We start from the raw sequence: 12,820 nt of genomic DNA on the forward strand, positions 1-12,820 counted from the left end.
ACTAACTTTCATCACTACTCCCGCAGCATCCCGCAAAGAGTACAGCAAAAATAGAGTCCTCTTCCTGAAAAGTCCATGCTCAGACGATGACACATTTATAACTTCTCAGGTCCATGAGATAGAGCAGAATGGATCATATTCATGAGTTTACGATCAGGGGACCGGCATATCGCCCCCGCAGGCATTCGCGTTTTTGGCCAAAGCCCGGATGCTTGTGCATTTCGAAACCCACATCCTCTAGGCCCCGACGGACAAATCCGGCTGCGGTAAAGGTGGCAAGACGAGCATTTGGGGCGCTCAGCCGGCCGATTTCCTTAAACAACGCCGGCGACCACATGTCCGGATTACGTGACGGGGCAAAACCGTCCAGATACCAAGCGTCTACCAGGCCGCCTTCCACTTCGGCCAACATTTTTGCGGCATCGCCCACCAGCAGGAGAAGCCGCACCCGTCTGTCTGGCAATTCAAGGCTGTGATAGCCCGGTACGGGGCCGGGATAGGCTTCGCTCAATAAAGACAGTTCTGTATACAGGTCTGGCCAACGGGACAGGGCGCGGCGGATGTCATCTTTTTGCAGGGGGTATTTTTCAGCAGAAATATAGGTCAGCCGTGCCTCTGCGTCCGATGTCTCATGCCAAAGCCGCACCGTGTTGAGGAAATTCAGGCCGGTGCCAAAGCCGGTTTCGCCGATGCAGAAATGTCGCTGTCCACGCCAGATGTCTGGTGTGCCGATGCCGTCCAGAAACACATAACGGCTTTCTTCCAGACCGTCCTCGGGCGAAAAATAAATGTCACGGAACCGTCTGGAAGCGGGCGTGTCTTCTGCTTGCCATTCTAGATCCTGGGCCGGTTTATGGAGCTGTCCTTTGCTTTTCCTGTTCATCTGCGCTTTCCCGGTTTGTGTCGACTATAGGCCGTTCGCTCTGCTGTGTCACCACTTCATCTTGCCTGCGTCGCCCAGAGTCCCTTGTGTCGCCCAGAGTCTCCAGAGTCCCTTGTGTCGCCCAGAGTCTACTGTCAGGGCGCTCAGAAGCATGACAACGCCGATGCTTTTTGTCAGACTCGTGTCGTATACAAGAAAACTGGAGGCCCTTAACAATGACTGCACAATCCGCACAAATCAGCAAACTGGGCGCGGCAGCGCGCCGTTTTGTTTCCCAAACCCGTAACCTGTTGATAAACGGGGAACATGTTCCGGCCCGCAGCGGCAAGACCTTTGAAACGTTTGACCCGGCCGATAACGGGGTAATTTGCGCCGTGGCCGAAGCCGGCGCAGAAGACATTGACCTTGCGGTCCAAGCGGCCCGCCGTCAGTTTGATGGCGGCGAATGGTCAAAATTACGCCCGTCAGAGCGGGAAAGGCTGATTCTCCGCCTTGCCGATCTGGTGGAACAGCATGCGGATGAACTGGCCGAACTGGAAGCCATAGACAATGGCAAGCTGTTGCCCTATGCCCGGTTCGGGGATGTGAGCATGGCGGTGGATTTTCTGCGGTATATGGCGGGCTGGGCGACCAAGATTGAAGGCCGCACCATTCACCCGAGTGTGCCCTATGTGCAGGAAGCGCGGTTCTGGTCCTATACGCTGAAGGAACCCGTAGGGGTGGTGGGACAAATTATTCCCTGGAACTTTCCATTGGTGATGGCGGCCTGGAAAATCGGCCCGGCGCTGGCGACAGGTTGTACGGTGGTGCTGAAACCCGCAGAACAGACACCGCTTACCGCCTTGCGGCTTGGCGAGCTGTGTCTGGAAGCCGGCATTCCCGCCGGCGTGGTCAATGTGGTGCCCGGTTTCGGGCATACCGCAGGTGTTGCAATGGTGGAACATCCGGGCATTGACAAAATTGCCTTTACCGGCTCCACTGAAACAGGCAAGGCCATCGGCCGGGCCGCCGTGGACACCATGAAGCGGGTTTCGCTGGAACTGGGCGGCAAGTCCCCGATGATTGTCATGGCGGATGCCGACATGGATGTGGCGATCCCGGGCGCGGCCATGGGCATTTTCTTTAATCAGGGGCAGGTTTGTACGGCCGGCTCCCGGCTTTATGTGCAGAGGTCGGTGTTTGACAAGGTGACCGAAGGCATCGCTGAAATTGCCAAAAGCTTCAAGCTGGGCCCGGCCTTTGCCGAAGATGCCCAACTGGGGCCGCTGGTCAGCAAGGCGCAGCAGGAACGGGTGGGCAGTTATATCCAGAGCGGCCTTGACCAGGGGGCCGTGGCGCTGTCTGGTGGTCGGGTTGTTGAAGGACAGGGCTGTTTTGTGGAGCCCACGGTGTTTGTCAATGCCAACCGGGATATGAAAATCGTACAGGAAGAGATTTTCGGTCCCGTTATTGTGGCCCAGCCGATTGATGATCTGGATGACATTGCCGCTGTGGCCAATGACACGATTTATGGTCTGGGGGCCAGCATCTGGACCACAAACCTGAATACGGCACACGGGCTGGCGGCCAAAATCCGCGCCGGATCTGTGTGGATCAACAGCCATAATATTGTTGATCCGGCCGTACCTTTCGGCGGCTTTAAACAGTCCGGATACGGCCGTGAAATGGGACAGGAGGTCATTGATCTTTATACGGAAACCAAGGCTGTCACCATGATGGTCTGATCCGGAAAAAGGATCGACGGATTCTCTCCGTCAGATATTCTCCGGGCTTGTGTCACCTCACAGAATACCGGGGAATGCGATCTGAACTGAAGCCGCCAGATTTTTTCTGGCGGCTTTTTTTTTGCATGACATTGCGCTAAGACTGAACAAAACAGGAGGTCTGTCATGCGTTATCCCGTCCGTTTTCTTCTGCTGTGTATTCTGGCTGCGCTGGCCGCTTCGCGCCCGGCTTCTGCCGAGGATAAAAAGATTGTCATTCCCTGCGGACATCCCGTGTTCCGGGTGTTTGATTTTTGGGTGGGGGACTGGCAGGTTTTCCATCGGGACAGTGGAAAACTGGCGGGATTTGATCGGATTGGTCGCACACTGGGCGGCTGTGCCTTGCAGCAAAGCTGGATTTCCCTGGATGATCATTTTTCATCGCCTTATGTGCCGTTTCGCATGAATGGCAAGAGCCTTACGGCTTTTAACGGGACGGAATGGGTGCAGTTTTGGGTGGACAACCAGGCGGGTATGCAGCTCCTGCGAGGCGGTCCCGAGGAAGGGGCATTTGTCCTGCGGTCGCAGACACCGGTGGGCGGATATCTGTACCGGATCAGCTGGACGCCACAGGAGGACGGGACAATTCACAATATTTCCGAACGGCGTAAGGTGGATGACGGAACCTGGGAGACAGTGTTCGACTTTATCTATCGGCGCAACGGCAATGCCATGCCCTCCCCAGAAGAACCATCAGAAGAAAGTGAATAACGCCCAAGGGAGATGGCAGGCTGGGCTGGGAGACGGGATTGTGCTAATCTTTTTAAGAGATGTTAAGCTTCCAGTAAGTCCGCCGGCGTAGGCTTTTTCAGGGGGCGGGTATTCTGAAAAAGACAGCGGGATCAGCAGAGGTATGAAAATTGTTTTCCAGAAAGGCCTGATGGGGCTTGCCTTGTCGGTAATCGTGTCTGCCTGTGGCGGCGGGGGGGGCGGGATGCCGGGACTAAGTACACCGGTTGTGCCTCCGGATAATACCGGACCGACGGCTTCGCCGGACCCGGACATTGACTATGATACCGTCGAATACCGGGACAATTACGGACTTGATCAGATCGGCGCGATTTCGGCGTATGAAGCCGGGGCGACCGGCGAAGGAATTACCGTTGCCGTCATTGATAGCGGCATTGACCGGGATCATCCGCAAATCGCTGCCAATGTTCACCCGCAAAGCACCAATATAGTGACCGGCAATGTGGCCGACCTTGAGGATGTGGACGGGCACGGTACGGGGGTGGCCGGGGTGATTGCGGCAACACGGGATGATACCCGCATGCATGGCGTGGCGTTTGATGCTTCCATTCTGGCGCTGAATACGGCGGAAACGGGAAGCTGCGAAAGTGAAGACGGCTGCACCTTTCGGGATAATGACATTGCCAGTGCACTGGATTATGCCCGCACCCACGGGGCCAAGGTGGTGAATATCAGCCTGGGCGGCGATACACCCAACAATTTCCGGCTGAGATCGGCCCTGCAAAATGCGGTGGCAGCAGGTATGGTGATTGTGGTCTCCGCCGGCAATATTGACGAGGACACCCCTCCGGGGGCCGGAGACAGTCCCAATCCTTCCGCCTCTGATGCCTGGGCGGCCTGGGCCAATGGGCAGATCATCGTGGCCGGATCCGTGAATGAAAATGGCGAACTTTCCTCTTTCAGCCACCGGGCCGGGGAAGAGGCAAAAGATGTGTATCTGGTGGCAGCAGGGGAAAATATCCGCACCCTGTACAAAGACGGCGAGTTCGCACTGTTTGACGGTACCTCCTTTTCCGCCCCGCATATTGCCGGGGCGGCGGCGCTGCTATTTCAGGCGTTTCCCAACCTGACCGGTCCAGAGGTGGCGGAACTGCTCTATACCACGGCGACAGATCTGGGGGCAGAAGGTGTTGATGTGATTTATGGCCGGGGACTGGTCAACCTGGCTGCCGCCTTTGCGCCACAAGGCAGCACCAGCGTGGCGGTTCAAACCACTGAAGGGGCGGTGGTAACGTTTTCCACTGACCAGAGCCAGATTTATACCGGCGGGGCGTTCGGGGACCTGTCGGGCCTTGGCCGGGCCGTGGCGAACAGCATGATTCTGGACGGGTATAATCGTTCTTTTGTGATGGATCTGGGCACACAGGTTCATCGTGATGAGGGGAGCTTATCCCTGCAAAATGTGCTGGACAGCCGCAACCAGTCCCGTGAGGCTACGCTGTCATTGTCCCCACAGGCGTCGTTGAATTTTTATTGGCGCGAGCAGATCCGGTTTGCGGAAATCGACAGACGGTATTTTGCCCATTTCAACAGACCGGAACGGTCCGTGGCGGATCTGCGGTTTTCTTTGGCCTATCAACTCGGCAAAGGACAAAAATTGAGCGTGGCGCAGGGGTTGAGCCTGACGGAACTGACCGAAGACTACCGCTATGATGATTATCTTGCCCTAGGCAAGGGGGACTTTCTTTCTCTCATGCCGCGGGATGGCAGCAGGGCGGCCCTTTTTTCCCTGGGGCAGCCTGCCAAAACCCGATTGCAGATTGCCGCCGGACAAGGGCGGAAAGATTATGCAGAACTTAACCTTGAAACCCGTCATACCATACTTGCCGTGCGCCTGGATCGTGGTGTCACAAAAGGGGTGAGTGTGGGCTTTGATATGGGGGCTCTACAGGAGGAAGGCAGTGTGTTGGGCAGTCTGTCGGACGGGGCCCTGAAAATCGGGGACGGCGCCACGAGTGTGTTTGGCACGCTGCGTCTGGATGTGAGCCTGGGTGGGGGGGTGAGTTTGTATGGTCGCTATAGCGCGGGGCTTACGAATGTCGACAATGCCCCCGCCAGCCTGATCCGCGCCGGGGGCGCGCTTCGGGCCCAAAGTTTTGCGCTAGGCCTTCGCACGGGCGGGCTTTTGCAATCCGGGGACAGTCTTACCTTGGGGTTCCGTCAGCCGTTGCGGGTGGAAACCGGCTCGGCCGAGATCAGTTATGTGGCAAACCGGGATTATGAAAATGACGTCCTGAATTTTGCTACCCGCGCCGTGACACTTTCTCCGAGCGGGCGGGAGCGGGATATTGAGCTGGCTTACAGAATGCCGGCTTTCTGGGGGGCAGAGATGCAGATCAACCTGCTGCATCAGGTCAATCCGGGACATCAGGCCGGGACGGCGGCCAGTTCCGTGTTGTTGCGCTTGGGCTCGCGGTTTTAGAGTGAACTGTGCATGGGTTGACCCATTCACAATTCACTCTAGGGGACAAGGTATGAAAAAAACATTCACAATGCTGATGGGACTTGGGCTTTGTGCCTGTACTTATGGAGGTCCGGACAGTTCCCCCGACGGCTGGCCGCCGGGCACCATTGAACACCCCCAGGGAGTGTATTATGTGCCGGTGGGAAGAGACAACCAGGGTTGCCAGCGTTATCAGAAAAAGGTACCGGGGAAGATGACGGCTCAGGTCATTCAGTATCGCCGCAAGGATGGCAGCTTTACCGCCAACAAGGAAGACGCAGCGTGTCTCCCCAGATAAGAAACCCCGGGTAAGCTTTATCGACTGTTATATTGTTCTAACCAGACCTCGAAAGCCCGGGCGTCCAGGGGGCGGCTGAAATAATATCCTTGCATCACGTCACAACCTTTCTGGCGCAGAAGCTGGACATGTTCTTCGGTTTCCACGCCTTCGGCCACCACCGTAAGACCCAAGCTGTGGCCCAGCCGGATCACGGCGTCCGTGATGGCGGCATCGTCATGATCTTCGGTAATGTCACGAATGAAGGATTGGTCGATCTTGAGCTGGTGCACGGAAAACCTTTTGAGATAGGCGAGAGAGGAGTACCCGGTGCCGAAATCATCAATGGCCAGGGTCACGCCAAGAGACGCCAGTTTTTCCAGTTTGGTGATCACTTCTTCTTTGTCCGCAATCACCATACCTTCGGTAATTTCCAGTTCCAGCCAGCGGGCGTCAAGATTCGATTTTATCAGTGCCTCCTGAACATTTTCGCAGAAATTCTTCAACTGAAACTGTTTGGCGGAGATGTTGACACAGACCCGGAAAGGGGGAATGCCCCTGTCCTGCCATGCTTTGGCCTGTCGGCAGGCGGTTTCCAGAATCCATTGCCCCAGGGGAATGATAAGGCCGCTGTTTTCGGCAATAGCGATAAAGGAGTCGGGAGGGATGAATCCTTTTTTCGGGTGTTTCCAGCGGGCCAGGGCCTCGGCACCGACGACGCTGTTGTCGATGCTGTCGATTTGTGGCTGAAAATGCAGGAAAAGCTCGCCATTTTTAATGGCGTTGCTCAGTTCCATTTCGATTTCTTTTTCGGCCTTGGCGGAAGCGTCCATTTTCGGATCATAAATCCTGAAAATCCGCCGGCCATCATCCTTGGCCTGATAAAGGGCGACGTCGGCCATGCGGATCAGCTCATTGGGATCTTTGGAATCATGAGGGTAGAAGCTGATGCCCACACTGGTGCCTACGCTGAGAATTTTGTCATCCACCTCGATCGGCAGCTGGATATTGTCAATGATCCGTCGGGCGATTTTGGTGACATGGCTTTCATCGTCCAGATTGGTGAAGACGATGGCGAATTCATCTCCGCCAAGACGGGCGACGGTATCCACTTCGCGGGCGCATTTGCTCAACCTTTCGGCCACAATCTGTAAAAGTTTGTCCCCGGTGGCGTGGCCGTAAAGATCATTGACCGGCTTGAAAAGGTCCAGATCCAGAAACATGACGGCAACTTTTTTGCCCAGGCGTTTTGCCATTTTCAGGGCATCGTTCAGCCGTTGATGCAACAAATTCCGATTGGCCAGTCCGGTGAGGCTGTCATGCAAGGCCATTTTGCGAATCGTGGCTTCGGCCTCGTGACGTTCCGTGACGTCCCGGATGAGCACCGTAAACTGTTTCTGACCAATAAAATTGACTTCCCGTAAGCTGATTTCAATGGGAAATGTGCGGCCATCCTTTCGCCGTCCGGTTTCTTCGCGTTTATATTCCCGTTCGGTTTCAATGAGGGAATTAATGGAAGAAATCAGATCATTTTCCGTTTTGTATAATTGGGAATGCAGTAGCAACAGCAGGTTCTGGCCCAAAATTTCATTCTGGGCATATCCGAACATTTCTTCGACGGCGTGATTGGCGGTTTGAATGACGCCGTTTGTGTCCACAGTGACCAGACCATCAGCCATGGCATTCAGAATGGCCTGGATACGCCGAGCGGAATCTTCGGCTTCCTGCTGGGCAATAGCCAGATCTTCGGCCAGACGAACGGCTTCGGCCGCCTGTTCCTCCATGATTTTTCTGTGGCCATAGGTTTCGATCAACTGGTCCGTTATTGATTGTGAATTATGCTGTATGAAGTCTTCCACTTCCTTGCGGCTGGTAATATCGGCAAAAAGAAGGACATATCCCCCGTTGGGCAGGGGGTTGCCTTTGACTTCCAGCCATTTGTTGTTGACCAGACAATATTCATAGGACAACGGCCCCAGATCCCCGGCGCAAGGGGTGGTGCGCAGTTCGGAAAAAATCTGACCGGTCAGATCATGGTCGCCGGTACGGTTCTGGTTCCAGTTTAGACCAATAAAGTCCCTGAACTGGCACGGTTTGGCCAGAAACGTATCCGTCAGGCCAAGAAGGGTCGCAAAGGTCCGATTCCAGTCCGTCAGATACAGTTCTTTGTCAAAAAAGGCCACGCCAATCGGCAGCCCTTCCAACAGATTCTGTGGGTCGACGATGCCAAATTGTGATGAGATCGTCTTGATTTTTACCGCATTACCCTTCATAGGCTATGACTAATCCCCTTTAAGCGACAATAGAGGCATGCTATAGAACCAGGCTTAATTAGTGGTTAACAGTCCGGCATTATTTGAGGCTGCAAGTATTCCGTCGGAAAACGGCCGGGTAAAGGAAACAAGGTGGCGATCAGCAACACACAAGTTTACCATCTGGATGTCACAGGGCATAAATGTCCGATTCCCGTATTGCGCCTGAGAAAAATGCTGGAAATTGTGCCCGTGGGCACTTATATCAGCATTAAGGCCACGGACCCTATGACCCAGCTGGATATCCCGCATTTCTGTCATGAAAAGGGCTGTATGCTCGAAAAACAGTGGGAAGAAAACGGGATATATCATTATCTGGTCCGCCATGACGATGCGGATGAAAAGTAAAGCAGGTGTAACAGCAGAATGACTATTGATGAGGTCGTCGAAACCTTTGAATTCCTGGATGACTGGGAAGATCGTTACAAATATATCATTGATCTGGGGCGGGAGCTTCCCGAACTGGAAGACGCCGCGCGCACGGAAGAAAACCGGGTGCAGGGCTGCACCAGCCGGGTCTGGCTGGTTTATCAGGAACAAGACGGCAAAATTGTCTTCCGTGGCGATAGTGATGCCCATATTGTGCGGGGACTGGTGGCATTGATGCTGATGATTTTTTCTGGCAAAAGTCCGCAAGAGATCCTGGGAACGGATGCTAAAGGTATTCTGAACCGGCTGGGACTTGAAAAACACCTTTCCCCCATGCGCACCAATGGGCTGTATGCCATGGTGGAACGAATCAAGGCGATCGCCCGGTCTTTCTGTAACCGGTGAGGGTGGTTTTGTCGTCTTTGAAAAGGGAAAACATGAGCGGGAAACAGACGCGACCATATCGCGATATTACCGAAGACAGCATCAGGGATCTGGTGGACAGTTTTTATGCGCGTGTGCGGAAGGATGCTCTTCTGGGGCCGATTTTTGAAGAAAAAATCGGGGACAAGTGGGATGAGCATCTGCCCAAAATGTATGCTTTCTGGTCAAGCGTAATGTTGAAAACCGGCCGTTATCACGGTCGGCCGGTTCCGCGCCATGTGGGAATCAGGGGGTTGAACAAGAATCACTTTTCCCACTGGCTTGCAATGTTCCATGATACGGCGCGGGAGCTGTTTGTGCCGGAGTGCGCGGAAAAATTTGTTGAAAAAAGCAATCTGATTGCGGAAAGTTTGCAAATTGCCATTTTCAGGGTTCTGGGCATGGAAGGTGGGTTTGCCCCGAAACCCTGGACACCTGATGCCTAGATCCGGACAGGGTCCAGGCCGGAATGACACGACCCAAAGAAGGAGGGGAAACGATTTCGGCTCAAAACATTGAACTCACCCAGCTGATTCTGCATATCCCGCATGCCCGCAAACTGGGGCTTAAACTGGTGGATTGCGCTGAAGACAGTCTCATTGTCGAACTGCCCTACAGTTCCCAGATCGAAGCCCGCCCGGGAAGTGGCGTGATAGCCAATGGCGCGATTACCACATTGTTGGATACCGCCTTCGGGGCCGCCGTTTTCAATCAGTTTACCGAAATCCGCCAGTTGGCGACCCTTGACCTTCGCGTGGATTTTATGAGTGCCGCCAAACCCTTCTCCCCGGTGTTCGCCAAAGTCAGTTGTCGCCGGATTACCCGTGAAGTGGTGTTTGTGCGCGGTGATGCCTATTGCGATGACCCGGATATGCCCATTGCTCATGCCACAGGGGCGTTTTCCCACGCGGATCTTCCCCGGGAGATTCTGTCACATATGGGGCAGAACATATGATTATCGAAGAGCTTATCCCCTTAAAAGATCAGGAAGAGTTTACCTATGCCGTCACGGATGGCGGCTATGGGGAATTCCTGAATATCCATCTACAGCGCAAAAGGGGGGAACTGCTGACGCTGATGAAATTTGATCAGGACTTGATCGGTACGCCTTATCCGCCGGCTTTACATGGCGGGACTATTGCGGCGCTGCTGGAAATTGCTGCCTATTGCCAGCTGGCATGGGAAACACAAATGACGGTTCATCCCAAGACCGTGGATATCAATATTGATTATTTGCGAAGTGGCAAGCCCCTTGATACATGGGCCCGGGCCAAGGTCTTCCGCATGGGGCGGCGCTTTGCCAATCTACATGTAGAGGCCTGGCAGGACAATCCGGAAAAACCCATTGCCACCGCGCATTTGCATTTTCTGATTATTGACCCTGTCAAGGGCTGAAAGGGGACGCCTCCTTCCAGTTCTTAGTGGCGCTGGTATGTTCAAGAGAGGTCGCTTCGGAAGCGTCGGGTATGGGGGTGGGAAGGGGACAGGCTTCGGTGACGATGGGCAGGTCAATATAAAAAGTGGAACCCTCGCCAACCTTGCTCTCAAAACCAATGGTGCCCTGCATGGCTTCGACCAGGGCTTTGACAATGGACAGACCTGCACCGGTGCCTTCGATGCCGGAATCTTCCATACCGGCGCGGTTAAAAGGGATAAAAACATTATCAAACTGGTCTTCCGGGATGCCAATACCGTCATCCCTGACACTGATTCTGACCTTATCTAGAAAGACCTTGTCCACAGTTAGCCAGATATTCCCGCCCGAATGGCCATATTTCACGGCATTGGAAATGAGATTGAGCAGGACCTGTTCGAAACGCAGCTTGTCCACTTTTACTTTTTTTGCGGTCTCTGTGTTTATGTCCACATGTAAATGTATATTTTTCTGGGCCAGAAGATGTTCGGTCAGGGGAATGGTCTCTTCAACGACTTCTTCAATATCATAAATATCCAGGTCCAGTTTGATGGAACCGGATTCGATTTTTGACAGATGCAGCAGGTCGTTGATCAGTTTCAGAAGCAGTTTGCCACTTTCATGGATATGATTGACAAATTCCTTCTGTTTGGCCGTCAGTGGACCGAAAATGTCAAGTTTGAGGGTTTCGGAAAAGCCGATCACTGCATTGAGCGGCGTGCGCAGTTCATGGCTCATGAAAGACAGAAATTCCGATTTGGCGCGGTTGGCGTTTTCGGCGGCTGTCTTGGCTTTAAACAGTTCACGCTCCCTTTGCTTGGCGACTCTGGAGGCCTGGGATTTGATGCGCAGAATATACAACAGAACTCCCATTCCGATTAACAGTGAAAAGACCATGAGATAGCTGACATAACGCATGGTCTGGGAGTCTTTGAGCAGCAGCCTTTGAATCTCATTATCTCGTTGCAGCAAGGCGATTTCGCGCTGGCGTTCCTTCAACTGGAATTCTTCTTCGAGCAATGACAGGGCCTGAATGACTTTTTCATTGCTTATTTTGTTTTTGTAATACAGGTGTTGTTCCAGATTGGTCAGGGCGGCTTGGTAATTTTGGCGCTGTTTGGCCTGATGGGACAGCAGCTGGTAAAGATTGGCCAGGATCAGGGCGTCTTCGTTTTTTTGCGCCAGCGCCAGCGCTTCACGGGCATAGGCTTCGGACTGATCCAGCTGTCCCTGCGCCATTTTAGTCAGGCCCAGATAATACAGGGTTCCCACCTCCAGAGTTTCGGAATGATTTTCCCGGGCGCCTTTCAACCCGATTTGCAAATATTCTTCTGCTGTTTCGTATGCGCCGGTGTGATAATAGGCTTCCCCCGAATTTTCATAGGTATAGGCCAGGAGCAGCGGGTTGTTCAGATTGCGGGCGACTTCTCTGGCTTTTGCCAGATAGTCGAGAGCCTTTTCAGGCATGCCGTTATGGATATAGGCATAGCCAATATTATTCAGGGCCCGAGCCAATAGGAAATGTTCCTCCCCGTCCTCAAGAAGAGAGATGGCTTTACGATAGTTGGTGATGGCCTTGTCATGCAGTCCCACTTCAAGATAAAGCCCGGAAAAATCCATTAGCAGGGACGACATGCCTTTTTGGTCATTGGCTTTTTCATAAACCTGATAGGATTGCTGGTAATATTTCAGGGCCTCGGGAAAATGTCCCAGTCCTTCGTGGCCCCGGCCCGCAACATTGAGAATATAGGCCCGACGGGGCGCAGAGACTGAGGCATGTTCAGAGAGCGCCAGGGCTTTTTCGATATTCTGCAGGGCGGCGTTAAAGTTGCCCATGCGCAGCTGTGCTGCGGCTTTGAGGGCAAAAGCATAGGCTTCCTGTTCAGGGGAGAGGGCGTCGCCGAACCGCTCCAGAATGGTGGTGCTGATTTGTACCCCTTCGGGTGGTGAGGAATCAACCTTTGTCCTGGCCAAAGTAAACAGGGCATCCAGATTCTGGGTCTGTACGAACCACACCTTTTCTGCCGGTCCGTCAGAGGTTGTCGCTTCAGCCTTGCTCACGTTCAGACTGAACAAGCATAGAAAACATAAAAACGTAAATTTGTACATGACCTCCGCGGACCCAGAAATATTATATTTATGGTGGTTATATTTATGCCCAGGCTATTCTAGGGCCATAGGGTTAA

12 protein-coding genes are annotated in these 12,820 nt (G+C 53.7%); 9 read left to right on the forward strand and 3 right to left on the reverse strand.

What is annotated here, in order from left to right:
• Positions 1-139: 139 nt before the first annotated feature.
• On the reverse strand, positions 140-883 hold the full coding sequence (mnmC2, locus tag FE788_RS03050) for a tRNA (5-methylaminomethyl-2-thiouridine)(34)-methyltransferase MnmC2 (protein WP_138379255.1): 744 nt from the start codon (positions 881-883) through the stop codon (positions 140-142).
• A gap of 215 nt (positions 884-1,098) precedes the next feature.
• On the opposite strand from mnmC2, the gene FE788_RS03055 reads away from it, so the two are divergent.
• The 4 genes from FE788_RS03055 (at position 1,099) to FE788_RS03070 (ending at position 6,137) form a co-directional block, all read left to right on the forward strand.
• Positions 1,099-2,607, forward strand: a complete 1,509-nt coding sequence (locus FE788_RS03055) for an aldehyde dehydrogenase family protein (RefSeq protein WP_138379256.1) — start codon at positions 1,099-1,101, stop codon at positions 2,605-2,607.
• A 165-nt stretch (positions 2,608-2,772) separates the two neighbouring features.
• The gene (locus FE788_RS03060; protein ID WP_138379257.1) at positions 2,773-3,357 is read left to right on the forward strand and encodes a hypothetical protein; all 585 of its coding nucleotides are present in this window, start codon (positions 2,773-2,775) and stop codon (positions 3,355-3,357) included.
• A gap of 142 nt (positions 3,358-3,499) precedes the next feature.
• A complete protein-coding gene (locus tag FE788_RS03065) occupies positions 3,500-5,818 on the forward strand; it encodes a S8 family peptidase (protein WP_138379258.1) in 2,319 nt (772 codons plus the stop codon).
• 52 nt (positions 5,819-5,870) lie between these two features.
• The gene (locus FE788_RS03070; RefSeq protein ID WP_138379259.1) at positions 5,871-6,137 is read left to right on the forward strand and encodes a hypothetical protein; all 267 of its coding nucleotides are present in this window, start codon (positions 5,871-5,873) and stop codon (positions 6,135-6,137) included.
• A 17-nt stretch (positions 6,138-6,154) separates the two neighbouring features.
• Here FE788_RS03070 and FE788_RS03075 read toward each other — a convergent pair whose 3' ends face one another.
• Complete coding sequence (locus FE788_RS03075; RefSeq protein ID WP_138379260.1) at positions 6,155-8,389, reverse strand: EAL domain-containing protein; 2,235 nt, start codon at positions 8,387-8,389, stop codon at positions 6,155-6,157.
• 132 nt (positions 8,390-8,521) lie between these two features.
• On the opposite strand from FE788_RS03075, the gene FE788_RS03080 reads away from it, so the two are divergent.
• From FE788_RS03080 to FE788_RS03100, 5 genes are read left to right on the forward strand one after another with little or no spacing between them, the layout of a single operon-like run.
• Positions 8,522-8,776 carry a sulfurtransferase TusA family protein gene (locus FE788_RS03080; protein ID WP_138379261.1) on the forward strand — a complete coding sequence of 85 codons (255 nt, stop codon included), beginning with the start codon at positions 8,522-8,524 and terminating at the stop codon, positions 8,774-8,776.
• Positions 8,777-8,794: 18 nt separating this feature from the next.
• The gene (locus FE788_RS03085) at positions 8,795-9,202 is read left to right on the forward strand and encodes a SufE family protein (protein ID WP_138379262.1); all 408 of its coding nucleotides are present in this window, start codon (positions 8,795-8,797) and stop codon (positions 9,200-9,202) included.
• A 32-nt stretch (positions 9,203-9,234) separates the two neighbouring features.
• Positions 9,235-9,666: a group III truncated hemoglobin gene (locus tag FE788_RS03090; protein ID WP_138379263.1), complete on the forward strand. Its 432-nt coding sequence runs from the start codon at positions 9,235-9,237 to the stop codon at positions 9,664-9,666.
• A 23-nt stretch (positions 9,667-9,689) separates the two neighbouring features.
• Positions 9,690-10,175 carry a PaaI family thioesterase gene (locus FE788_RS03095; protein ID WP_138379264.1) on the forward strand — a complete coding sequence of 162 codons (486 nt, stop codon included), beginning with the start codon at positions 9,690-9,692 and terminating at the stop codon, positions 10,173-10,175.
• On the forward strand, positions 10,172-10,615 hold the full coding sequence (locus FE788_RS03100) for a PaaI family thioesterase (protein WP_138379265.1): 444 nt from the start codon (positions 10,172-10,174) through the stop codon (positions 10,613-10,615). The genes FE788_RS03095 and FE788_RS03100 overlap by 4 nt, the downstream gene beginning before the upstream one ends.
• Here FE788_RS03100 and FE788_RS03105 read toward each other — a convergent pair.
• Positions 10,605-12,695, reverse strand: a complete 2,091-nt coding sequence (locus tag FE788_RS03105) for an ATP-binding protein (RefSeq protein ID WP_168190238.1) — start codon at positions 12,693-12,695, stop codon at positions 10,605-10,607. The two genes, FE788_RS03100 and FE788_RS03105, sit on opposite strands and share 11 nt — an antisense overlap.
• Positions 12,696-12,820: the final 125 nt, after the last annotated feature.

It is taken from the genome of Luteithermobacter gelatinilyticus (assembly GCF_005849285.1).
GTDB lineage: Bacteria > Pseudomonadota > Alphaproteobacteria > Sphingomonadales > Emcibacteraceae > Luteithermobacter > Luteithermobacter gelatinilyticus.